We start from the raw sequence: 25,670 nt of genomic DNA, 5'->3' as shown, positions 1-25,670 counted from the left end.
AAGCAATGAAAAATATATTTAATTTCAGAATTATTTTATTCATTTTACCTGTTTTCCTATTTACGTGCGAAGACAAGTTAGATGATGAGCAAGAACTAGTAGTGCTATCAGATGAGATAGACTATACAAGTGAAGAAGGTGCATTTGGAGCTTTAATAGGTGCTTATGAAAAGTTTCAAAGTGTTGGATGGGAACAAATTCCATTATTATCTGTTAGAGGTGATGATGTTAATGCTGGTGGTCTTGGTGATCAACAAGGGTTTGCTGATACAGACAATTTTATTTACGACAATAGCTATTGGATGTACAATTCTATTTTTGAAAATTGGTCTCAAGATATTCTACAAATAACATCACAAATTGAATCTTTAGAAGACTTTAGAACAGGTGGAGTAAATTCTGCCTTAATTGATCAATACGTAGCAGAATGTAAAGTATTACGTGGATTTATAACTCTAGAACTTTCTAGATTATTTGGTGATGTTTATAAAATTGAAACAACAGATCAAACTCAGATTGAGGTTTTACCTAAGGATGAACTAATGATTTGGATTTCTAATCAAATGGATGAAGCAATTCCAAATTTATTAGATGTCGCTCCTTCTCAAAGAACAGATTTACCTGGAGGTATTACTAAATATACGGCACTTACTGTTAAAGCTATGGCTAACTTAGAGGTTGAGAACTATCAAACGGTTGCGGATGCTACAGGAGAAATAATTAATTCAGGTAATTTTGAGCTTTTTGATGACTTCTATCACTTATTTAAAATAGACGGAAAATTAGCAAATGAGAATATTTTAGAAATTCAATATTCAGATTTTGGCCAAGCATCTGGTGAAAATGTAAGTCATTTATTTGCATTCTACGGACCACAAAACTGGACAGCTGCTGTACCAGAAGCTACAAGTGGTTGGGGATTTTATGAGCCTAGTTTTAAGTATATTAAGTTTATGTTAGATAGAGATGAAACCATTCGTTTAGAAACAAGTGTTTTATTTACTGATAGAGGAATTGCAGAGTTGCAAAGCGATCCAGATTATGCAACATTACCAAATTGGATTTCTAACACAACTAGAGATGGTGATATTATAAATGATTACAGTAGAGCATTTTTTGCCAGTGGTAAACACTATTTACCATCAATAGAATTAACACCAGGAAGAACTTCTTATGGAACCAATAAGAACTTCACAGTAATTCGTTATTCAGAAGTTTTATTAATGTATGCAGAAGCCCTTACCAGAGGAGCAACTGGCTCTGCTGGTACTGCAGATAGTGCTGTAAATGCTGTGAGAACTAGAGCAGGTTTAACAAACTTAACAGGTGTAACTAGCCAACAAGTTATGGATGAAAAATTTGCTGAATTTGGAATGGAATGGGGAATTAGATTTAACGATATGGTAAGACTAGAAAGAACTGATGAGTTAAGCTATGATGGTAGAACATTTAATATGGAGAAGGCTTATTTACCTTATCCTCAATCGCAATTAGATCAAAGTTATATTCTTAACGATTATTATCAAAGTCAACTAAACAATTAAGAAACTATGAAAAATACATTAATAAAATTATTTGGAATTTTTATGATGCTTTTTATAGCATCATGTGAGGATGGTATTGATCCAATCACTGCAGTAGATCCAGGAGAAGATACTGGTTCGCCTAGTGTAGAGATTATTTATCCAACAGAAGGAACTGAGGTAACAGGTTTAGAATTAGTTGTGCCAATTAATATAGAATTTAAAGTTGTAGATGATATTGAAGTTGCATCTATTGTACTAAATTTAGATGGTGTTGATATCGCATCTTATGATACGTTTTTAGATTATAGAATAGTAAATGAAGAGTATACTTATAATAGTCTTACAAGTGGTGATCACTTAGTAACTGTAACGGCGACTGATTTAGCAGGTAATACAACATCATCATCCGTTAATTTTTCTAAAGCTCCACCTTATGAAGCCGTTTTTGCTGGTGAAGTATTCTATATGCCTTTCGATGGTACATACACCGAATTATTATCAATCACTGATGCCACTGAAGTTGGTACACCAGAATTTGCAGGTGAAGCATTTGCGGGTTCAAATGCCTTCATGGCTTCAGAAGATTCTTATTTAAACTTTCCTATAGACAATCTAATGTTGGGTAGTGGAATGAGTGGTGCCTTTTGGTACAAAGTTAATGGTTCACCTGATCGATCAGGAATTTTAACTGTTGGAGATAATGCCGATGACCGTTTACAAGGCTTTAGATTATTTAGAGAAGGTAGTGCAACTGAGCAGAGAATTAAGCTCAATGTTGGTACTGGTGATGGTGAAAGTTGGAATGATGGAGGCGTTATAGACGTCACCGCTGGAGAATGGGTACACATCGCCTTTACTATTGCACCTACAGAAACCATAATTTACCTAAACGGAATTGCAGTTAATACCGCAACCCCTTCTGGCGCTATTGACTGGACAGGTTGCACAGAATTAACCATTGGTGCAGGTGGAGAAACCTTTAGCTACTGGAATCATTTATCAGACGACAGTTTTATGGACGAGTTAAGATTATTCAATACAACACTGTCTCAAAGCGAGATTTTAAATATCATTAATGTTACTAATCCATACGAACCAATCTATGATGGTGAAACATTCTATATGCCTTTTGATGGTACTTATACAGAATTGGTGAGTTTAGATGAACCAACTGTTGTTGGTGGACCTACTTATGCAGGCGACAGCCATGATGGTTCTAATGCTTTTATGGGAGCAACAGATTCTTACTTATCATATCCTATAGATGGTTTGTTTGGCGCAGATGCTTTTAGCGCTACCTTTTGGTATAAAGTAAATTCAACACCAGACCGATCAGGAATTTTAATCGTTGGTGATGATGCAGATGATAGAAATCAAGGATTTAGAATATTTAGAGAAGGAAGCGAAACAGAACAACGTATTAAAATTAATGTAGGTATTGGTGATGGTGAAAGTTGGAATGATGGAGGTATAATTGATGTCACAGCAGGAGAATGGGTACATATAGCAGTTACGGTTTCAGCAACAGAAAGTAAAATATATTTTAATGGTATTGAGCAATTAGCCTCAACATTTGGAACAAGCATAGATTGGACAGGTTGTAATGATATTATAATTGGAGCCGGAGGAGATACATTTAGTTATTGGAATCACTTATCAGATTTAAGTGCCATAGATGAATTAAGACTCTTCAATAAAGCATTATCAGTATCTGAAATACAAGATATGCTTTAAAATATGATAAGTTAATTGATTTAGTCTAAGTTTTTTTTGAATTATCCTTAATTGAATTTTAGCGACATTTTATATTTAAAGTGTCGCTAAAATCTTACTCAAATCTCAATGAGAAATATATATACATTACCTATAGTTGTCATTTTATTTTGTTTCACAATTAGCTGTAAAACAGATGGTAAGGAGAAAAAAAACGAAAATGAACAAGTCTTAAATGAAACAACAGATGTTATAGTTTCTAACATTAATAATAGGTTACTAGATACTGTTCAAAAGCAAACATTTAACTATTTCTGGGAAGGTGCAGAACCAAATTCTGGGTTAGCTAGAGAGCGTATTCATATGGATGATGTATACCCAAATTCGCCAAAAAATACGGTTACAACAGGTGGAAGTGGATTTGGTTTAATGGCTATAATAGTTGGTGTAGAACGCAATTGGATTACACGAGAACAAGCCTTAAATAGATATCTCAAAATTGTAGATTTTTTAGAGAAGGCAGAACGTTTTCATGGAGCTTGGCCACATTGGATTAATGGTGAAACAGGAAAAGTTTATCCGTTTAGTAAAAAGGATAATGGAGGCGATTTAGTAGAAACTGCATTTTTAATACAAGGTTTACTATCCGTTTCAGAATACTTTAAAGACGGAAATAAAAAAGAACAAGAATTAGTACATAAAATAGATAAACTTTGGAAGGAAGTAGAATGGAGTTGGTACACAAAAAACGGAGAAGATGTACTCTATTGGCATTGGTCACCAGAATATAACTGGGAAATGAATTTTCCGGTTGGTGGTTATAACGAATGTTTAATTATGTACGTGCTTGCTGCTGCATCACCAACATATCCAATTAGTAAGTCGGTTTATGATAATGGTTGGGCAAGAAATGGAGATATCGTTTCAAACCAAAAATTCTATGATGAAGACTTAGTATTGAATTATTATGAGCATGATGAGGATTTAATTGGTCCATTATTTTGGGCGCATTATTCTTATTTAGGATTAAATCCAAAGGGCTTAACGGATCAATATGCAGACTATTGGAGATTAACTCAAAATCATGCTAAAATACATTACAAATACGCTGTGGATAATCCAAAAGATTTTAAAGGTTATGGAGATAGTCTTTGGGGTTTAACATCAAGTTATTCTATTAAAGGTTATTATGGGCATAGACCAGAAAATGATATAGGTGTTATTTCACCAACAGCAGCTTTATCCTCATTTCCTTATACGCCAAGAGAGAGTATGAACGTATTAGAAAATATATATAAAAATCACGATAGTTTAGTAGGCAAATATGGGCCTTATGATGCGTTTAGTTTTGAACATAATTGGTCTTCACCTAGATATTTAGCTATAGACCAAGGACCAATTCCGGTAATGATAGAAAATTATAGAACTGGTTTGTTTTGGAAGTTATTTATGAAAAATGAAGATGTAAAAAGGGGCTTAGACAAATTAGGATTTAAATATAAAAAGGTTGATTAATATGAAGGTTTTTAAACTAGTTATTATAGCATTAATAATGGTTAGCTGTGGTTCAGATGATGGACCAGGTTATCAAGAACCGTATGACCCAAGTGATGATGATCCTGTAGTTGAACCATTAACGGATGAAGAAATAATGGATTTGACTCAAGAAACTACATTTAAGTATTTCTGGGACTATGCCGAATCTAACTCTGGTACAGCAAAAGAAAGATATCACCCTAATGACCCAACTAATAGTCAGAATGTAGTGACTACAGGAGGAAGTGGATTTGGTTTAATGGCTATCTTGGTTGGTATTGAACGTGGTTATATTACAAGAACAGAAGGTGTTTCAAGATTATCTCAAATTTTAAACTTCTTTGAAGGTGCAGACCGTTTTCATGGAGCATGGTCGCATTGGATAGATGGAGGAACAGGAAACACTATTCCATTTAGCGATCAAGATAATGGTGGCGATTTAGTTGAAACCGCTTTTTTAGCCCAAGGCTTAATTTGTGTAAAAGAATATTTTAAAGACGGTTCTACAGAAGAAGCAGAACTTGCAGCACAAGCAGATTTACTGTGGAAAGGTGTAGAATGGGATTGGTACACGCAAGGACAAAATGCATTATTTTGGCATTGGAGTCCGTCTAACAATTTTGCAATAAATTTAGAATTAAAAGGATATAACGAAACATTAATAGCGTTTGTTTTAGGTGCAGCTTCGCCGGATTATTCAATTCCGGCTGAGGTGTACCATGAAGGTTGGGCTGACAATGGGAATATTGTTACTTCTGCGAGTCAATATAACACACCTTTAATTTTAGATCATGCTGGTACAGGAACAGGACCTCTCTTTTGGGCACATTATTCGTATTTGGGCTTAGATCCAAGAAATTTATCGGATCAGTATGCTAATTATTGGGATTTGAATGTTAACCATACAAACATAAATTATCTACACTGTGTAGATAATCCAAACAGTTATGTAGATTATGGTGAAGATTGTTGGGGTTTAACAGCAAGTTATACGAGAAATTCTGATGGTTCTGTAGGTTATACGGCTCACGATCCAGAAAATGATACAGGTGTTATTTCGCCTACTGCAGCAATTAGTTCTATTCCATATACGCCAGAAAAGTCATTAGCAGCTATGCATTATTTTTATAGTAAAAACGAAATTTTATTGGGTAATGCTGGTTTTTACGATGCATTTAGTCCACAGTATAACGATTGGGTTACAGAACGCTATTTAGCTATAGACCAAGGACCAGAAATTATAATGATAGAAAATTATAGGTCGCAACTATTATGGAATTTATTCATGCAGAATGAAGATGTTCAAAATGGTTTAGATGCATTAGGATTTACCTATTAAATCAATTTAAAATATGAAAAAATTAAAAACGTTTTTAATCTTTTGTTTGGTGCTGTCTTCGACAATTGCATATGCACAAAAGGATTTGTTTAAAGAGATGGTTCATATTAAAGGCGAAGACACTTTAAAATATCGCATTATGTATCCTGAAAATTTCTCAGAAGATAATGAATATCCTGTGGTCTTATTTTTACATGGAGCAGGTGAGCGTGGCGATGATAATACCAAACAATTAGCACATGGCAGTAAATTATTTACCAATAAAATGAATCGTGGTGCATTTTCGGCAATTGTTATTTTTCCTCAGTGTCCTCAAGATAGTTATTGGTCTAATGCCAATGTAGATAGAAGTAGTTATCCTATAAGTTTAGAGTTTCCGAAGGATAAAGAAGCAACTAAACCAATGCAATTGGTCATAGATTTAATGCAAGAGGTAACTCGTAAAGATTACGTAAACAAAGCTAAAGTTTATGTAGGCGGATTATCAATGGGTGGCATGGGTACGTTTGAAATTTTATCGAGACAACCAGATATGTTTGCAGCTGCTTTTGCTATTTGTGGCAATGGAAATGCCGAGTTAGCTAAGTTGTATGCAAATAAAGTAGAAATGTGGATTTTTCATGGCGCAAAAGATGATGTTGTAGACCCAAAAGGCTCAATAAAAATGGTAAACGCTATTTTAGAAAATGGAGGTAAACCTAATTTTACGCTATACGCTGACGACAATCATAACAGTTGGGATTCTGCCTTTGCAGAACCAGAATTATTAACATGGCTTTTCTCTAAATCAAAAAAATAAAAAATGAAAAAACTTCAATTCGCCAAAATAAAATATTTCACACTAATAATTGGTGTTTTAACCGTGTTGTCGTGCAATACCAATGATAAAAAAACAACAGCATCTAAAAGCGATAATCCTTTTGAGGAAAAAGTAGATTCCATTATTAGTTTAATGACGTTAGATGAAAAACTAGGTCAATTAAATTTGCCTGCAACAGGTCCAATTACAACAGGTTCTTCAAAAAGTACAGATGTTGTTTCAAAAATTGAAGAAGGTAAAATAGGTGGTCTTTTCAATATTAAGGATATTAAAAACATATACGAAGTTCAAAAAATAGCCGTAGAAAAAAGCCGCTTAGGGATTCCACTTATTTTCGGGATGGATGTGATTCATGGATTTAAAACCACCTTTCCTATTCCACTAGGTTTATCTGCTTCCTGGGATATGGAAATGATTGAGAAAACAGCTCAAATTGCAGCTTCGGAAGCTAGTGCCAATGGAATTAACTGGACGTTTTCGCCAATGGTAGATATTTCTCGCGATCCACGTTGGGGACGCGTTTCTGAAGGCAATGGAGAAGACCCTTTTTTAGGTAGCGAAATTGCAAAAGCGATGGTTAATGGTTACCAACAAAACGATATGTCTGCTAATAATACAATGATGGCATGTGTTAAACATTTTGCGCTATATGGAGCAGTAGAAGCTGGAAGAGATTACAATACTGTAGATATGAGCCGTGTTAGAATGTTCAACGAATATTTACCACCTTATAAAGCTGCAGTTGATGCTGGTGTTGGTTCGGTTATGGCTTCTTTTAATGAAATAGATGGTGTGCCTGCAACTGGTAATAAGTGGTTGCTTACCGATTTATTAAGAGATGATTGGGCATTTAATGGATTTGTAGTTTCAGATTATACCGGAATTTACGAAATGATGGCACACGGAATGGGAGACGAAGTTGCTGTAACTTCTTTAGCTTTAAAAGCTGGTTTAGATATGGATATGGCAGGCGATTCACCAAATATTTCGGCCGCTTTTATTAAAAATTTAAAAACCGCTTTAGATAATGGCGACATTTCTATTAACGATGTTGATAAAGCTGTAGCGCGCGTACTAACTGCAAAATATCAAGTTGGTTTGTTTGAAGACCCTTATAAATATTGTAACGAAGAACGTGCAAAGAACGATATTTATACACAAGAGAATAGAGATTACGCACGTTTAGTTGGAGCAGAATCAACCGTTTTATTAAAAAATGAAAACCAAACATTACCATTAAAAAAATCGGGTACAATTGCGGTTATAGGACCATTAGCTAAAGCCAGTAACAATATGGCTGGTACATGGAGTGTGTCTACAGACCATGAAAATTGTATTTCAGTTTGGGACGGATTACAGCAAACGGTTGGAGACGATGTAAATTTATTATATGCTAAAGGTAGTAACGTTGATTACGATTTTGAGTTAGAGAAACGTGCTACAATGTTTGGTAAAACGATTCCGAGAGATAATAGAACAGACCAGCAAATGATAGATGAAGCTGTTGCTGTTGCAAAAAAATCAGATGTGATTTTAGCCACTATAGGTGAATCTTCAGAATTAAGTGGAGAAAGCAGTAGCCGTACAGATATTGGTATTCCACAAGTTCAAAAAGATTTATTAAACGCTTTATTAAAAACAGGAAAACCAGTTGTGTTAGTCTTGTTTACTGGGCGACCATTAACTTTGGTAGAAGAGAGCGAAAATGTACCATCTATTCTTAACGTATGGTTTCCTGGTAGTGAAGCTGGTTTATCTATTTCAGATGTGTTGTTTGGAGCAGTAAATCCTTCAGGTAAATTAACGGCGACTTTCCCAAGAAATGTTGGTCAGGTGCCATTATTCTATAATCATAAAAACACAGGACGACCATTAGGAAATTCTGAAGGACATTTCGAAAAGTTTAAGTCCAATTATATTGACGCTCGTAATGAACCATTGTATCCTTTTGGTTACGGATTAAGTTATACAACCTTTAAATATGGTGATGTAAAATTAGATAAGACATCTATGTCTCAAAAAGATATGGTTACAGTGTCTGTAGATATTACAAATACTGGTGATTATGATGGAAAAGAAGTTGCTCAATTATACATTAGAGATGTTATAGGTTCTATCACTAGACCTGTAAAAGAATTAAAAGGGTTTCAGAAAATATTCTTAAAAAAAGGCGAAACAAAAACCGTAAGCTTTACACTTTCGGTTGAAGATTTAAAATTCTACAATGCTAATATAGATTTTGTTGCGGAACCTGGCGATTTTCAAGTTGCTATCGGAACAAATTCTAATGTAGAACTAAATAAAACATTTAAACTTATAGATTAGTAGCTAAGAAATGTCACATAAAATTTACCTTAATAATTCCCTATCAATTTTAATTTGTGTGGCATTTTCTTTTAATGTATTTGCGCAAACTAAAATTATAAATTCTGGTTGGCAATATTCAGAAAATAAAGCAAACTGGGAGACTATTAATATTCCGCACACATGGAATAATAAGGATGCTTTTGATGATGAATCTGGTTACAGACGAGGTTTAGGATATTACCAAAAGCAGATTTTTGTAGCTTCAGAAGAAAAAGAAAACATTCATTACTTAAAATTTAATGCGGTAAACCAAGAAGCTACTGTTTTTGTAAATGGTCATAACGTAGGAAATCATAAAGGTGGTTACACTGCTTTTAATTTTGAAATTACAAAGTATCTAAACTTTAATGATTTTAACCTTATTGAAGTTACAGTAGATAATTCTCACAATGAAAATATTCCACCATTAGATGCGGATTTTACATTTTATGGTGGCATTTATAGAGATGTAGAATTGATTTCGGTACCAAAACAACATCTAAGTTTAACCGATTTTGCTTCAGATGGTTATTACATCAATTATTATAATGTTTCTGAAGAGCAAGCTGGTGTTGAGGTAAAGTTATTGGTTGATAATTTTGATTCGTTTAAATCTCAAAATCATTTGTATTTAAAAATTTTAGATGCGGAAGGTCAACTTATTTTAGAAGAACATAAAGATTTCAAATTAAATGCAGCCACATCAAAAGACATTACAATTACATTTCCAGAAATTGAGAACCCAAAATTATGGTCGCCTAATAATCCCAATTTATATAAATTAGAAATTACGTTAACTGATAAAAAGGGTGACGTATTAGATTCAAAATCTTCAAATATAGGTTTTCGTTGGGTAACTGTAGATGCAGACAAAGGTTTCTTTTTAAACGGAAAACCCATTAAACTGGTTGGTGTTAATCGGCATCAAGATTACGAGAGTTACGGAAATGCTGTTCCACTTTCATTACAGAAAAAAGATATTGAACTTATAAAAGAAATGGGTTCTAATGTCATTCGTTTTGCACATTATCCGCATGCTCGCGAGCTTTATAAAAAATGCGATGAACTCGGTATTTTAGTCTGGACAGAAATTCCTATCGTTAATAAAGTGACCAATACAGACGCATTTTTTAATGTGTCTAAACAAATGCAAAAAGAACATATTAAGCAGTATTATAATTTTCCTTCTGTAGTGATGATAGGTTACATGAATGAGATTTTTCTAAGACTAGCCTTCGATAAAAAAGAGTCTGATGAAGAAAAGGAAGACCGAAAGCAATTCACGTACAATTTAGCAAAACAGTTGGAAGACTTAACGAGAACAGAAGCGCCAAACCACATCACAGTAATGGCATTGCATTTTAATGAGCTGTATAACGAAACAAAAATTGCAGACTTGCCAATGCTAGTAGGTTGGAATCTTTATTTTGGTTGGTACCACGATACTATTGAAGATTTGGGCGTATTCTTAGACGACCAACACCAACGTTATCCTAACCGTTCCTTATTAATTTCAGAATATGGTCCAGGAGCAGATGTGCGCATTTCTACAACAGAACCTTTGCGTTACGATTATTCACAAGACTATCAATTATTGTTGCATTCGGGTTACTACAGTCAAGTAATGGAACGTGATTTTGTAACCGGAATGACAGCCTGGAATTTTGCAGATTTTGGTTCGGAATTTAGAGGAGAAACGATACCGCATGTTAACCAAAAAGGCATAATGCAATATAACAGAGAACCAAAAGAAGTGTATTATTGGTACCAATCGGTTTTAAAAACAAAAGAACCTTTTGTCCATATTGCTAATTACCAAAATCAACTAAATCTTATAGAAAACAATACACATGAAATCGTTGTTTTTTCAAATCAAAATAAAGGAAAACTTTATGTAAACGACGTCTTATACAAAGACATTAATTTTGAATTAGGTATAGCAAAAATCGAAGTTCCGTTTAAGCAAGGTTTAAATACAGTAAAGGTTGAAACAGCTAACACTACAGATGAAACTGATTTTAATGTTGAATTATTTCAAAATTTAAAAACCAATCCAAAATCTGTTTTGGCTATTAATGTTGGTACACATATTAGTTTTAGAGATGCTATTTTGGGTGTAACGTTTTTAAAGGATAGACCTTATTCTGATAATTTATATGGTTATCTACCAAATTCAGGTAAGTGCAATAAAAAGTTAATTCCCTTTAATATCAGTAATACTATAAATGAAGCTGTTTACCAGACTGTACTTGTAGATTGTAATGATTATAAGGTTGATGTACCAGATGGTAAATACAAAGTGACTTTATATTTTGTTGAACCTCAATTAAACAATAAAACCAAAGTATTATTCAATTTAAAAGAAGCCAATGACGATTCTGAAGCAGATGTGATGCATAGAATTTTTGATATTAAATTAAATGCTAAAACAATAAGCAGCCAGTTTAATATGGCAAAAATGTATGATGATAAATACGGAATAACGCAAACGTCAGAAGTAAATATTGCCAAGAACGAAGGTTTAACAATTCAGCTTAATCCTATAAAGGGGGAAACCGTTCTAAGTGGTATTTTAATTGAAAACTTAGACTAAATGAAAAAAATATCAATCCTATTAATGTGTCTATTTGTGTTTCAATCGTGTAAAAACGAAACGAATAAAGATGCTGACATATCTAACAATTTTGAAAATTATAAACGACCAAACATCGTTTACATTATGGCAGATGACCACGCAGAACAAGCCATTAGCGCGTATGGTCATCCTATAAGTCAAATAGCACCAACACCTAATATTGACAGAATTGCTAATGATGGTGCATTGTTTAAAAATAACTTTTGTACCAATTCAATCTGTGGACCTAGCAGAGCAGTGGTGTTAACAGGGAAATTTAGCCACCAAAATGGATTTAAAATGAATGGAAATCGTTTTGATGGCAAACAACAAACCTTCCCAAAATTATTACAAAAAGCAGGTTACCATACAGCGGTTATTGGTAAATGGCATTTGCATGGCAACCCAGAAGGTTTTGATTATTGGAATATTCTCACTGACCAAGGTAATTACTATAATCCTGATTTTATTTCCTTAAATGAAACAACAAAACTTGCTGATACAACTAGGATTAAAGGTTATGCAACCGATATTATTACAGAAGAAGGCTTATCTTATCTAAAACGTGTTAAAGATTCAGACCAACCCTTTATGCTAATGTTGCAACACAAAGCACCACACAGAAATTGGATGCCTGCATTAAGACATGCAAATAAATTCGATTCAATACAATTCCCATTACCAGACACCTATTTTACAAACCATGATGGTTCTGAAGCTTCAGAAGCGCAGTTACAGACGATTTATAAAGATATGTATGAAGGGCACGATTTAAAAATGACTACCAAAAAAGGAAGTTCAGAATTGGCTTGGAATCCATGGAAATCAGATTTTGAGCGTATGTCACTAGAACAACGGTCTGCTTGGGATAAAGCGTATCAGGCAAAAAATGATGCTTTTCATGATGCTAATTTATCCGGAAAGGCTTTAGCAGAATGGAAAGGGCAACGCTATTTACAAGAGTATTTAGCAACAATTGCGTCGGTTGATGAAGGTGTTGGTCGTGTTTTAGATTATTTAGAAGAAAACGGTTTGGCGGAAAATACAATTGTTATTTACACCACAGACCAAGGGTTTTATTTAGGAGAAAAAGGCTGGTTTGATAAACGTTACATGTATGAAGAATCACTAGCAATGCCATTATTAGTAAAATATCCTAGAGCTATAAAACCAGCCACTGTAATTGAAGATTTAACGCAGAATCTAGATTTTGCAGAAACGTTTTTAGATTATGCACAGGCTGAAATTCCTGCAGATATGCAAGGTAAATCGCTACGTCCTCTATTAGAAAACACGTTTAATGAAACTGACGATTTTAGAGATGCTGTGTATTATCATTATTACGATTATCCAGCATTTCATATGGTGAAGAAACATTATGGCATTAGAACTAAGCGTTACAAATTAATGCATTTTTATGATGATATAAATACTTGGGAGTTATATGATTTAGAGGAGGATCCTTCAGAAATTCATAATCAAATTGATAATCCGGAATACAATAAAATTGAAGATGAATTAAGACACAGGTTAATCGAACTTCAAAAACAATACAAAGTAACTGAAGAAGAGTTTAAGCAAGCGCCTAAAATTGATGTTGAAAAAGCCTTTAAACAATTTGAAAGATTAAGAGGACATACAGGCACTTCTTATAATCCTGAAACTAATAAAGACACAAAATTATAAACCATGAAAAATATATTTTTCTTCATTGTAATAGCTTTTATGTTTTCATGTAATAATGAAAATAAAAAAGAGATTGATGAAAAATCTAATGAAAAAGAAGTTTCAGAAACCGTTGTGAATCAGCAGACCTATTGCAACCCATTGGATATAGATTATACCTATATGGTTTATAATTCTAGTAGAAATCAATCCTATCGTTCTGGTGCAGATCCTGCAGTTATTGAGTTTAAAGGCGAATATTACATGTTTGTAACGCGTTCTTTTGGCTATTGGCATTCTACCGATTTGGTGAACTGGAATTTCATCAAACCAAAACAATGGTTTTTTGAAGGAAGCAACGCGCCAACAGCTTTTAATTATAAAGATTCACTAGTTTATTTTGCAGGTGATCCTGCAGGTTACGGCAGTATTTTATATACTGATAATCCAAAAGAAGGCAACTGGACACCAACCGCATCGATTTCTAATAACATTCAAGATTCAGAATTATTTATAGATGACGATGGTAAAAGTTACCTGTTTTGGGGATCGTCCAACGTTCATCCTATTCGTGTTAAAATGTTGAATAAAGATGACCGTTTCTTAGAAGTTGGTGAGCGAAAAGAACTTATAAATCTAAATGAAGAAGAACATGGTTGGGAGCGTTTTGGCGAAAATAATTTTCATCCTACGTTAAAAGAAGGCTACATGGAAGGTGCTTCTATGACCAAACACAACGGAAAGTATTATTTGCAATACGCAGCACCAGGAACTCAATTTAATGTTTATGCAGATGGTGTTTATATAGGAGACACACCAACAGGTCTATTTACGTACATGAAAAATAATCCTATGAGTTTTAAACCTGGCGGATTTACTAATGGTGCAGGTCACGGCATTACTGTAAAACAGACCAATGGACAATATTGGCATTTTGCCACAATGGCTTTAGCCTCTAATGCGCAATGGGAACGCAGATTGTGCATGTTTCCTACTTATTTTGATGATGATGGTTTAATGTATTCTACAACAGATTATGGCGATTATCCTCGCTTTGGTGCTAATCATCCTACCAAAGCTGGTCAGCATAATGGTTGGATGCTCTTGTCTTACAAAGGCGATGTAACCGTGTCTTCATCTTTAAAACAAGTGATGAAATTTATGTCTAACGACGATGAGGTTGAAGTGAATGAATTACCGCTACGGAAAAACGAAGACGGACAAATTACTTCTAAAGTTTTAACCGATGAAAATCCAAAAACGTTTTGGGTAGCTGAAGCCAATAATGATAAACAATGGATGACAATAGAAATGAAAAACGCAGGAAGCATAAAAGCCTTACAGCTAAATTTTCATGATTATGAATCTGGAATATATACACGTGTTGAAGGTTTAAAACATCGTTTTACAATTGAAACATCCAAAGATGGTACAACTTGGCAAACCGTTGTAGATCGAAGTAAAAGTGAAAAAGATGCACCCAATGCATACATTGTTTTAGACCAACCAGTCACTGCAAAATATGTAAGATATAATAATATTGAAGTGCCAGGAAACAATTTTGCCATGTCCGAAATTAGAGTTTTTGGTTTAGGATTAGGGAATAAGCCAGAACAAGTTTCAGGATTTAAAATTAAAAGAGAAACCGACCGTAGAGATGCTTCTTTTTCTTGGCAACCAGTTGAAGGTGCGCAAGGTTATAACATACGTTGGGGAATTGCAAAAGACAAACTTTACCAGTCTTGGCAAGTGTATGATACAGATTCGCATTTTATGCGTTGTTTAGATCGCGACACACCTTACTATTTTACCATTGAAGCGTTTAATGAAAATGGAATTTCGGCCTTAAGTGACATTCAATATATTAAATAAATTATTAGTTATGAGATATCTTTTTCTATTGTGTTTTACTATTTCTAGCCTAGGTTTTGCTCAAGACTTTTCGGTAATGAGCTATAATATAAAATTAGATTACCCTAAAGAAGGTAAAAATAGTTGGGCGAATAGGAAACCATTTTTTATCAATCAAATTAAATTTTATGAGCCAGATGTTTTAAGTGTGCAAGAAGCTATGCCAAATCAAATGAAAGAAATGGACAGTCTTTTAATTGATTACAGTTTTGTTGGTGTCGGACGAGATGATGGAAAAGATAAAGGCGAATATTCTGCTATTTTTTATAAAAAGGATAAGTTTAAAGTTATTGATACTAATACGTTTTGGTTATCCGAAACACCAGAAGAAGTGTCTATGGGTTGGGATGCCGTTTGCAATAGAGTATGTACTTATGGTTTGTTTGAAGATGTGGCCACAGGTAAGAAATTCTATGTATTTAATACACATTTTGATCACGTAGGTGAAGAAGCTCGAAAAAACAGTGCTACGTTAATAATTAAAAAAATTAAAGCACTAAATTCTAAAAATCATTCTGTAATATTGACTGGTGATTTTAATATGGAACCAAATCATAAAAGTATAAAATATATAAAAACGGAATTGAAAGATTCAAAAGAAATTGCAGAGCTAGATTTCGGTCCAGAAGGCACATTTAATGGCTTTCATTTTGATAAACCCGTAGCAAGACGCATTGATTTTGCTTTTGTAAGTAATGATGTTACTGTTTCTAAATACGCTGTTTTAAGTGATAATTGGAACTTACAATACCCTTCGGATCATCTGCCAGTTTTAATAAAAATCAATTTATAAATCATATTAGTTATCCTCTTAAAATATATTAAACTAACTATTAATTAAATTTAAAAAAATGAAAAAAGGAGTTTTCTTATTGTTAATTGCTGCGGTCTCCGCTTTAGGTGGCTTGCTTTTTGGTTACGATACAGGTGTTATAAATGGCGCACAATTTTATCTTACAGAATATTTTGATTTAAGTGATGGGTTAAAAGGTTGGGTTGTAGGAAGCGCACTTTTAGGTTGTTTTGTAGGCGCTGTTATCGCAGGACCATTGAGTATTAAAATAGGGAGAAAATGGTCATTAATCATATCTGCTATATTCTTTACGGTTTCTGCTTACGGATCGGGTTTACCAGATCTTTTTCCTCAATCGGTAACTATGCTAGTTGTTTTTAGAATTATCGGTGGTTTGGGTATTGGTGTAGCATCTATGAATGCACCAATGTATATTGCAGAAATTGCACCTTCAAATATTAGAGGACGCATGGTAACCTATTATCAATTGGCTATTGTTATTGGGTTTTTTGTAGTGTTCTTAGCCACATATTTTATTGGAAACGATTTAAGCGAAGCAGAAAATATTGAATTTGGTTGGCGTCGTATGTTTTGGTCAGAATTAATACCGAGTATATTATTTTTAGTATTATTATTTATAGTTCCTAAAAGTCCTAGGTGGCTGGCCTTAAAAGGTAAAGATTCTGATGCTTTAGCTATTCTAAAAAAAATAAACGGAAATGATTTAGCCTCTGAAGAAATGGCAAGAATCAAAGCATCTTTAAATGAATCTAATGATGGTGTAAAAGTCAATTATTTTGCAAAAGGAATTCTAGCTATAATTATAATAGGAACCGTTCTTTCTGTCCTACAACAATTTACGGGTATTAATGCTGTTCTCTATTATGGTGCGGATATTTTTGAAAAAGCCCTCGGTTTTGGTAAAGAAGATGTGCTTGCCCAGCAAATATTATTAGCATTTGTTAACTTGGTATTTACATTTGTGGCCATGTTTACGGTAGACAAATTTGGTAGAAAACCATTGCTTTATATTGGTTCTGCCGGAATGATTATTGGCTTTTTACTCTTAGCAATAACGCTTCAAACGGATAGTGTTGGTGTTTTATCATTGATAGGTGTATTACTTTTTATTGCTTCATTTGCGCTGTCTATGGGACCAGTAGTTTGGGTTTTATTGTCAGAAATGTTTCCAAATAAAATAAGGAGTGTTGCCATGTCTATTGCAGTAGCAGCTCAATGGGCAGCAAATTATGTAGTTTCACAATCGTTTCCTGTGGTAATGGGAAGTGAAGTAAATAATGGTACTACATGGAATGGCTCACTACCATACTACATATTTATAGTCTTTATTTTAATTATAGTATTTGTAACCTATAAATTTATACCAGAAACAAAAGGTAAAACTTTAGAGGAAATAGAGGGCTTCTGGAAATAGTATTTTATAGAGCATTATATAATTGCAGCTATTTCAAAAAGGCGTAAATACTTACTGAAACTAAATAAAAAAGCCTTGAATATCAAAATGATATTCAAGGCTTTAAGTTGTGGTCCCACTTGGGCTCGAACCAAGGACCACCTGATTATGAGTCAGGTGCTCTAACCAACTGAGCTATGGGACCAATTAACATTGCTGTTAATCTTATCTCTTATTTTAAAAGAGTGTGCAATATTACTACATATTTTAAAACTCTACAAGAATTTTTATTCCTTTATCTCTTGACACAACTCAATAAGAACTCCATTTGTGGATTTTGGGTGTAAAAATGCGATTAATTTGTTGTCAGCACCTTTTTTAGGTGCTTTATGTATCATTGTAAAACCTTCGTTGGTTAATCGTTTTATTTCCGCTTCTATATCATCAACCGCAAATGCAATATGATGAATACCTTCTCCCTTTTTTTCAACAAACTTGGCAATAGGACTTTCTTCTGTAGTAGCCTGAAGCAATTCAATTTTATTAGGCCCACATTTAAAAAAAGATGTTTTTACACCTTCGCTTTCTACATCTTCAATTTTATAATGTTCATTTCCAAATAAAGATTTAAATAACTGATTAGAATTTTCTAAATCTTTAACAGCAATACCAATATGTTCAATTTTTTTCATCTTTATTTCTGTAAAAGCAGTTCTATTTTTATTTTTAGAGTGTAATTGACTCATAAAATCAAATTCTACCATCAAAAATAAGATAATCCTTAAATATCATCTACTTTTGCAGAAGTTTAGTTAGAATAGGCATTATGGAAGAATTTACACAGAGACAGAAAAAAATAGGAGGCATCCTTCAAAAAGATTTAGCACAAGTATTACAAAAAGCAGCTACAGATGGAGGTTTGCGTGGTGTAATTATTTCTGTGAGCAAAGTTAATGTTACAACAGATTTATCTGTAGCTAAAGTATATCTTAGTATTTTTCCGAATAAAGAAGCCGAAACTTTATTAGAAGGTATTAAATCTAACAAGCCACTTATTAGACATGAGTTATCTCAACGTACACGTCACCAACTTAGACGCATGCCACAACTAGAATTTTTTATAGATGACTCTTTAGAATATATTGATGGTATAGAGCGTTCTCTAAAAGGTGAGGATAATCCATTAGAAAACCCAGATTTATTAGGTAAGCGCAAAAAGTCTTAAGTGAATTTTCCTTTATATATAGCAAAACGATATTTGTTTTCTAAAAGCAGTAATAATGCCATTAATATTATGACATTAATTGCTTCTGGAGGCGTTATTATTGCTTCTGCAGCGCTTTTAATTGTATTGTCTGTATTTGCTGGCTTAAAAGATTTTAGCCTCAAATATTCTTCATTTGTAGATCCAGATTTAAAGCTTTTACCTTCCGAAGGTAAATCGTTTCAATGGACAGAAAATGACAATTCCTCGCTACTTAACATAGAGGGCATTGCCTCTTATTCTAAAATAATAGAAGAACGCATCTTTATAAAATCCGACAACAAAAATTTAGTTGCCACTATAAAAGGTGTGGATAAAAATTACTTAAAAGTAACTGGTATTGATACTATGGTAACTAAAGGAAGTTGGATTACTCCTGGCAGTAACGATGTCGTTTCTGGTTGGGGAATTTCTAACAATCTCTCTTTTGGTATATTAGATTATCTAAAACCATTATCACTCTACGTACCAAAAGTTGGTGTTGGCCAAGCAAGCACACCTAAAGGCTATTATAACTCTGTTTATGTAAATAATGTTGGCTTATTTGAAATTAATGAAGAGATGAATTACAAATACGTTTTCTCTGATATTGAACTCGCAAAACAATTATTAAGTTATTCAGATAATCAATTAAGTGCTATAGAGCTTAAATTGAATCCTAATTTTAATGAAAGTGATATTAGAACTCAACTCAAAACGTCCTTTGGAAGTAAATTTATCATTAAAAATAGAGCTGAATTAAACGATGCGTTATACAAAATGTTGAATACCGAAAATCTAGCTATTTATCTCATATTTACTTTAGTTATAATTATAGCTTTATTTAATGTCATTGGCGCTATAATTATGATGATTTTAGACAAAAAGAAATCACTTAACACCCTTTTTAATTTAGGTACAGAAACCAAAACCATTAAGTCCATTTTCTTTTTACAAGGAAGCTTAATGACTATTGTTAGTGGACTAATTGGTGTTACTATTGGATTAATTGTGGTGGTTTTACAACAGAATTTTGAATTGGTTATGCTAACTCCAGATTTAGCCTATCCTGTTCGTCTCAACCTATTTAATGTCATTGTTGTTTTAGTTACCATTTTCACTTTAGGAATTGTGGCTTCTAAAATTGCTTCTCAGCGAATTACGCAAAGTTTAATTAAAACTTAATCAGTTTTTAAGACGTAAACTGGTAATCTGCAAACTTATCTAAAACCTCATCAAAGGCAGCAAAAACATCTTTAGAGTCATCACTGGTTACCATTTTCATTCTGTATTCTTTAAAATGCGGAATACCTCTAAAATAGTTAGTGTAATGTCTCCTGGTTTCAAAAACACCTAAAGTCTCCCCTTTCCAATCAATCGCCATTTTAAGATGACGTCTAGCCGCTTCTACACGCTCTGGCATAGAAATAGGTGCTAAATGTTCTCCTGTTTCAAAAAAGTGCTTTACTTGTTTAAAAAACCAAGGGTTTCCTATTGAAGCTCTTCCAATCATTGCACCATCTAAACCATAAGAATCTCGCATTTCTGCAGCTCTTTCTGGTGAGGTTACATCGCCATTTCCAAAAACTGGGATGTGCATACGTGGATTATTCTTTACTTCGGCAATAGGTTTCCAATCCGCATCACCTTTATACATTTGTGCTCTAGTTCTTCCATGTATAGAAATGGCTGCACAACCAACATCTTGCAAGCGTTCTGCTACCTCAACAATTTTAATAGAATTGTGATCCCAACCTAAACGCGTTTTCACGGTAACTGGTAAATTAGTGCGTTTAACCATTTCTGCAGTGAGCTGTTCCATTAAACAGATATCTTTTAAAATACCTGCGCCTGCGCCTTTTGATACCACTTTTTTAACCGGACAACCAAAGTTAATATCAATAATATCTGGATTAGATTTTTCTACAATATCAATGGTTTGCAACATGCTTTCCATGTTGGCTCCAAATATTTGTATACCAACAGGCCGTTCCTTTTCGTAGATATCTAATTTCATTACGCTTTTTGCAGCGTCTCTAATTAATCCTTCACTAGAAATAAACTCTGTGTACACCACATCTGCGCCTTGCTCTTTACACAAAGCACGAAAAGGTGGATCACTAACATCTTCCATTGGTGCTAAAAGCAATGGAAAATCGGGTAATTCTATGTCGCCTATTTTAACCAATCTATCTTTTTTTAATCGTCTCCTAATTCTGTTATTTTTTTCTCATAGAGTTTTTTACTCTCAACAACAGCAACGTTTAACTCTTGCATAATGCCATCTACTCTATCTTCAATACTTTTCATTTGTCCGTTTATAGAATCGAACGAATTTAAAGCTGCCGCAACCTCTAAAGCTTTAACCACTTCAACAGCATCTTTGTGTAATAATCTTAATTTACCAATTGCTTCAGATGTATTAGATAATGTTACATTGTACTTAGTTTTTGCTTTATTAATGGCTTTTAATAAGGTGTTTCGGCTTTTCTCATCGCTTAAACTATTGGTCTGTGTTTCCATGGCTGTAAATAAGTTTGAAGCTTTAGTTTTTAAATCTTCATACTCTTTATTTAAGTTTTCTACACGCTTGTTAACTTTTTCCCAATCGCCATATACTTTTGCGAATTCTTTATCTTCATTTTTTGCATCTTCTAACGCTAGTTTTAACTCACCTAAAGATTCTAACCCTTGCGATACCTTTTTATTTGCAACTTCTTTTTTATTCTCGAATGTAGATACTTGAGATTTAAACTTATCCTTTAAACGGATTAAATCTTCTGGACTTTTATCTTTCCAACAAGAAGTTACTATTAAAAACAACGAAAGTATTGCTACTGATTTTTTAAACATGAGTTTTAAATTAGATTAATTTGGCTGCAAATATACAATGAACCTTGTAAACCTCAATAATTTAGAATTTGTATTCTTTTTTGAGTGTTTTAAGGTAGTTTCACTATAAAATGTATATTTACGTCCAAATCTATTTTTATGAAAAACAACTTACTTACTTTATTCCTAGCATTTGTTGTACTCAATAGTTGCGATGTTGTGGATGATTTAACCAAATTCGATTTAGACTACCAGACTAATTATTCTGTTGCAGCAACAACTATAATTAATACACCTTTTAGTTTAGATACTCCAGATATTACAACAGAATCTGATTCTAATTTTGAAAGCAATAACACGCACAAAGATTTAATTGAAAGTATTAAATTGAAGAGCTTAAAACTTACAATTGATGCTCCAGAAGATGGTGATTTCAATTTTTTAAAAGAAGTACACATTTATATCGAGGCTGAAGATTTAGATGAGTTAGAAATTGCTAATGTCTTTGATTTAGAAAACACCAATTCTAGTATTGTTGAATTAAATGTTATTAGCGAGGAACTGAAAGCATACATTAAAAAGGATAGTTTTAATCTACGTGTAAAAACTGTTACAGATGAAACTCTAAATGAATCTCACGATATTATTATAGACACTAAATTTAGAGTTGATGCTGAGATTTTAGGTGTTTAATTTATATACACATCGTTATTGCAATACTTAAAAAGCAGCTAAAACAAAAGAATGTTTTAGCTGCTTTTTTATTACAGAGAATCTAGAAATAATACCTTACTAAGGTAATTATAATACTACTGAATTCTTATACCTCATAGAGGTACTATTGCTTTGTCCAAGTAGAACCTCCACTTGTTGTACTAGATGAAATTATACCTGTTATTGGGTCTGTTTGCGAAACGGTTTCCTCTTGTGTAAAAGTAAGTGTTTGTCCGTCTGCAGAAATTGAAAATGAAGTTGTTTGTTCATCTTGAAATAAATTTTCATCCATACCTTCAAATTCAAATTCAAAAAATGAACCATAAATAGTCATTTCATTTCCACTTGTAGAATACGTACCACTTCCACTTACATTATCTAAAGTATAAGGTTCTGAAGTTACCGTTGCACCATTAACTGCTACATTGGTATCATATGTATAATCACCAGCTGTAGTAAAATTACTCTCTGTAAAAGTTAATACATAGTTTTCTTCTGTACTTTGTATATCAATGTCAGATGAAAAAGTTTCTCCCATGAATTCTGTAGAGGTTTGTAACGTTACATCAAAATCTACTAATTCCCAAGAACCTATTAACGCGACATTTGTATCATTTGATCCCGATTCAATTCCGTCATCTAATGGTTCGTTTTCACATGTAAAAGCAGTTAATAAAGTAAAGAGACAAAAAAGAGATAAAAGTTTTTTCATAATAGTTGGGAATTAATTTTCTGTTTAACCACAAATCTACATTATTTTTTTGAGTCCTTTTATTCGCTATTAAAACTTAACCGTTGTATCAATAACTTCGTCTCCACGTTTTACAGTAATAGCAGCTTCATCGCCTTTTTCAAAAACAGATAACGCACGCATATAACTCATCATATCTGTTATTGTACTATCTCCCAATTTAACCACAACATCGCCTTTTTTTAGATTAGCATTAAAAGCTGGCGTTTCTTCGCGAGTACCATCAATACGCATACCTTTTCCGTCGTATAAATAATCTGGCACCACACCTAAACCAACTTTAAATCGAGGTGTTTCTTCACTTTCATTCTTAGTTTTTCTAAAGGCTAATTCACCATTGTCATCCAAGTCATTTATAATACTATAGATATAATCTGAAATAAGGTTCATCCCTTCATAATTCAACTTGTCAGAATCATCGCTAGGTTTGTGATAATCTTCATGCTGACCAGTAAAAAATTGCAATACCGGAATATCAATTAAATAAAAAGATGTGTGGTCTGTTGGACCAACGCCACTTTCATTTTCTATAATTTTGAAATTATCATTATTAGCTTTTAAGGTCTGTTTAAACATTGGAGATGTACCTGTGCCATAAACAGCTAAAGTACTATCAGCTTTAATTCTACCAACCATATCCATGTTAATCATGTAGTTAATAGTTTCCTCATCAATAGTTGGATTTTTTGTAAAATAATTAGATCCTAACAATCCCATTTCTTCACCAGAAAATGCCATAAATAGATAGTTGTTCTTATCTTTTATTTCGGCATTATCATTTTTTACTTTTAATCGGCTTGCTAGGTTTAAAAGCACTGCTACTCCACTTGCATTATCATCTGCACCATTATGTACTGCTTTTTCATTGCCGCGATATAAAGACCCTTCACCTCCATAACCTAAATGATCGTAATGAGCACCTACAACAATAGTTGTTTTAGCTTTATTATCTATATAACCAATAACGTTATGACCTGTAATTGTGCTGTCTGCATTAGTTGTAAACTCTACTTCGCTATGAGGATCTGTTTTTGGTTTAAATGAAAACGATTGTAAAAACCCGTCTGTTCCTTTTGGCTGTAATCCAATAGCTTTAAATCTTTTTGTAATATATTCTGAGGCTAAGACTTCTCCTTTAGTTCCTGTTTGACGACCCTCTAGTTTATCATCTGCTAAAAAAGCTACGTCTTCTTTTATTTTATTCTCTGCAACTTTTGGCTCTGTTTTACAAGATAGAAATCCCGCTAAAAGAAATAAAAACACTATTTTTTTCATTTTGAAATCTTATTTTTACGCAAAATTAGGCATAATATGCCATTTATTATAATTCATTATTATGAACAAAATCATTTTTATTTTAATCTTACTCGTCTCATTTTCATCTTGTAAAAAAGGACAATCTGATGCTTCTAGCGACTCAGCTGATACAACATCTGGCGCAACAGAAAAATACGAATCCTTAATTTATCCTGAAGAAACGCACTTTAAATCTATAAGACAAGTGACTTATGGTGGCGATAATGCTGAGGCTTACTGGAGTTTTGATGATAAACAACTAGTTTTTCAATCTAATAATGCAAAATGGGGTGTTGGTTGCGATCAGATGTTTTTAATGAATGCTAATGAAACCTTTACAGACAGTATAGCACCACCAATGTTAAGTACCGGAAAAGGTAGAACTACTTGTGCTTATTTTTTGCCAGATAACAAACATATTATCTATGCTTCTACTCACTTAAAGCAAGACGAATGTCCGGATGCACCTTTAAAAAAGAATGGTAAATACATCTGGCCAATTTATGATAGCTATGATATTTTTGTTGCAGACCTAGAGGGTAATATTGTAAAGCAATTAACAGATGAAATTGGTTACGATGCAGAACCTACGGTTTCTCCAAAAGGTGATAAAATTGTTTTTACCTCAACAAGAAGTGGTGATTTAGAATTGTATACCATGAATATTGATGGTACAGACGTAAAACAAATTACAAACGAATTAGGTTACGATGGTGGCGCATTTTTCTCACCAGATGGTAGTAAATTAATTTTCCGTTCTTCTAGGCCAAAAACTGAAAAAGAAATAAAAGAATATAAAGAGTTATTAGCTGAAGGCTTAGTAGAGCCAACAGAAATGGAACTTTATATTTGTAACGCGGATGGTTCTGAATTAAGACAATTAACCGACTTAGGAAATGCTAATTGGAGCCCATTTTTTCACCCTTCTGGAGATAAGGTATTGTTCTCTTCTAACTTTGAGTCTGAGCGCGGATTTCCATTCAATCTATATTTAATTGATATTGATGGAAAGAATTTAAAACGTGTAACGCATAGCGAAACGTTTGATGCATTCCCTGTGTTTTCTAACGATGGTAAATATTTAGCCTTTTCTTCTAATAGGAATAATGGAGGCGGAAGAGATACTAATCTGTTTATTGCACAGTGGCAAGATTAAA

General features: G+C 33.3%; 20 protein-coding genes and 1 tRNA gene. 15 read left to right on the top strand and 6 right to left on the bottom strand.

The genetic code is table 11. The features are described from left to right. Window positions 1-5 precede the first annotated feature (5 nt). The 11 genes from HNV10_RS03250 (at window position 6) to HNV10_RS03200 (ending at window position 17,698) form a co-directional block, all read left to right on the top strand. On the top strand, window positions 6-1,544 hold the full coding sequence (locus HNV10_RS03250; RefSeq protein WP_173299882.1) for a RagB/SusD family nutrient uptake outer membrane protein: 1,539 nt from the start codon (window positions 6-8) through the stop codon (window positions 1,542-1,544). A 6-nt stretch (window positions 1,545-1,550) separates the two neighbouring features. Next, window positions 1,551-3,260, top strand: coding sequence for a LamG-like jellyroll fold domain-containing protein (locus HNV10_RS03245; RefSeq protein ID WP_173299881.1), 1,710 nt, complete (start codon window positions 1,551-1,553; stop codon window positions 3,258-3,260). A gap of 108 nt (window positions 3,261-3,368) precedes the next feature. After that, a complete protein-coding gene (locus HNV10_RS03240; protein ID WP_173299880.1) occupies window positions 3,369-4,754 on the top strand; it encodes a glucoamylase family protein in 1,386 nt (461 codons plus the stop codon). A gap of 1 nt (window position 4,755) precedes the next feature. Then, window positions 4,756-6,114: a glucoamylase family protein gene (locus HNV10_RS03235; protein ID WP_173299879.1), complete on the top strand. Its 1,359-nt coding sequence runs from the start codon at window positions 4,756-4,758 to the stop codon at window positions 6,112-6,114. A 13-nt stretch (window positions 6,115-6,127) separates the two neighbouring features. Then, window positions 6,128-6,913, top strand: coding sequence for a carboxylesterase family protein (locus HNV10_RS03230; protein ID WP_173299878.1), 786 nt, complete (start codon window positions 6,128-6,130; stop codon window positions 6,911-6,913). Window positions 6,914-6,916: 3 nt separating this feature from the next. Next, a complete protein-coding gene (gene bglX, locus HNV10_RS03225; protein WP_173299877.1) occupies window positions 6,917-9,259 on the top strand; it encodes a beta-glucosidase BglX in 2,343 nt (780 codons plus the stop codon). A gap of 10 nt (window positions 9,260-9,269) precedes the next feature. After that, window positions 9,270-11,873, top strand: coding sequence for a glycoside hydrolase family 2 TIM barrel-domain containing protein (locus HNV10_RS03220; protein WP_173299876.1), 2,604 nt, complete (start codon window positions 9,270-9,272; stop codon window positions 11,871-11,873). After that, window positions 11,874-13,580, top strand: a complete 1,707-nt coding sequence (locus HNV10_RS03215; RefSeq protein WP_173299875.1) for a sulfatase family protein — start codon at window positions 11,874-11,876, stop codon at window positions 13,578-13,580. It abuts the gene before it with no gap. 3 nt (window positions 13,581-13,583) lie between these two features. Beyond that, window positions 13,584-15,431, top strand: coding sequence for a family 43 glycosylhydrolase (locus HNV10_RS03210; RefSeq protein ID WP_241695446.1), 1,848 nt, complete (start codon window positions 13,584-13,586; stop codon window positions 15,429-15,431). 10 nt (window positions 15,432-15,441) lie between these two features. Further along, the gene (locus tag HNV10_RS03205; RefSeq protein WP_173299874.1) at window positions 15,442-16,263 is read left to right on the top strand and encodes an endonuclease/exonuclease/phosphatase family protein; all 822 of its coding nucleotides are present in this window, start codon (window positions 15,442-15,444) and stop codon (window positions 16,261-16,263) included. Between the two features lie 58 nt (window positions 16,264-16,321). After that, window positions 16,322-17,698: a sugar porter family MFS transporter gene (locus HNV10_RS03200; protein ID WP_173299873.1), complete on the top strand. Its 1,377-nt coding sequence runs from the start codon at window positions 16,322-16,324 to the stop codon at window positions 17,696-17,698. Window positions 17,699-17,808: 110 nt separating this feature from the next. Here HNV10_RS03200 and HNV10_RS03195 read toward each other — a convergent pair. Together HNV10_RS03195 and mce are read right to left on the bottom strand one after the other, a co-directional pair. Beyond that, window positions 17,809-17,882, bottom strand: a tRNA-Ile gene (locus HNV10_RS03195). 82 nt (window positions 17,883-17,964) lie between these two features. Beyond that, the gene (mce, locus tag HNV10_RS03190) at window positions 17,965-18,369 is read right to left on the bottom strand and encodes a methylmalonyl-CoA epimerase (protein ID WP_173300055.1); all 405 of its coding nucleotides are present in this window, start codon (window positions 18,367-18,369) and stop codon (window positions 17,965-17,967) included. Window positions 18,370-18,503: 134 nt separating this feature from the next. Between mce and rbfA the strand changes: the two genes are divergently transcribed. Both rbfA and HNV10_RS03180 read left to right on the top strand, forming a co-directional pair. Beyond that, window positions 18,504-18,902 carry a 30S ribosome-binding factor RbfA gene (gene rbfA, locus HNV10_RS03185; RefSeq protein WP_173299872.1) on the top strand — a complete coding sequence of 133 codons (399 nt, stop codon included), beginning with the start codon at window positions 18,504-18,506 and terminating at the stop codon, window positions 18,900-18,902. Further along, window positions 18,903-20,105, top strand: coding sequence for an ABC transporter permease (locus tag HNV10_RS03180; protein ID WP_173299871.1), 1,203 nt, complete (start codon window positions 18,903-18,905; stop codon window positions 20,103-20,105). It abuts the gene before it with no gap. 7 nt (window positions 20,106-20,112) lie between these two features. On the opposite strand, the gene dusB is transcribed toward HNV10_RS03180, so the two are convergent. Together dusB and HNV10_RS03170 are read right to left on the bottom strand one after the other, a co-directional pair. Next, window positions 20,113-21,108 carry a tRNA dihydrouridine synthase DusB gene (gene dusB / locus HNV10_RS03175; RefSeq protein ID WP_173299870.1) on the bottom strand — a complete coding sequence of 332 codons (996 nt, stop codon included), beginning with the start codon at window positions 21,106-21,108 and terminating at the stop codon, window positions 20,113-20,115. 11 nt (window positions 21,109-21,119) lie between these two features. Further along, window positions 21,120-21,773, bottom strand: coding sequence for a hypothetical protein (locus HNV10_RS03170; RefSeq protein ID WP_173299869.1), 654 nt, complete (start codon window positions 21,771-21,773; stop codon window positions 21,120-21,122). 138 nt (window positions 21,774-21,911) lie between these two features. Here HNV10_RS03170 and HNV10_RS03165 point away from each other — a divergent pair, with 138 nt between their 5' ends. Beyond that, a complete protein-coding gene (locus HNV10_RS03165; RefSeq protein WP_173299868.1) occupies window positions 21,912-22,445 on the top strand; it encodes a hypothetical protein in 534 nt (177 codons plus the stop codon). 145 nt (window positions 22,446-22,590) lie between these two features. Here the strand turns inward: HNV10_RS03165 and HNV10_RS03160 are convergent, their stop codons facing one another. Both HNV10_RS03160 and HNV10_RS03155 read right to left on the bottom strand, forming a co-directional pair. Next, entirely contained in the window at window positions 22,591-23,178 is a 588-nt protein-coding gene (locus HNV10_RS03160) for a hypothetical protein (protein WP_173299867.1), read from the bottom strand. A gap of 69 nt (window positions 23,179-23,247) precedes the next feature. Beyond that, entirely contained in the window at window positions 23,248-24,492 is a 1,245-nt protein-coding gene (locus tag HNV10_RS03155) for a M28 family peptidase (RefSeq protein ID WP_173299866.1), read from the bottom strand. A 61-nt stretch (window positions 24,493-24,553) separates the two neighbouring features. On the opposite strand from HNV10_RS03155, the gene HNV10_RS03150 reads away from it, so the two are divergent. Continuing rightward, complete coding sequence (locus tag HNV10_RS03150) at window positions 24,554-25,669, top strand: TolB family protein (protein WP_173299865.1); 1,116 nt, start codon at window positions 24,554-24,556, stop codon at window positions 25,667-25,669. Window position 25,670: the final 1 nt, after the last annotated feature.

Source organism: Winogradskyella litoriviva (genome assembly GCF_013249065.1).
Lineage (GTDB): Bacteria > Bacteroidota > Bacteroidia > Flavobacteriales > Flavobacteriaceae > Winogradskyella > Winogradskyella litoriviva.
Note: the sequence above shows the minus strand (reverse complement) of the source record. Positions and strands in the feature narration are given on the sequence as shown.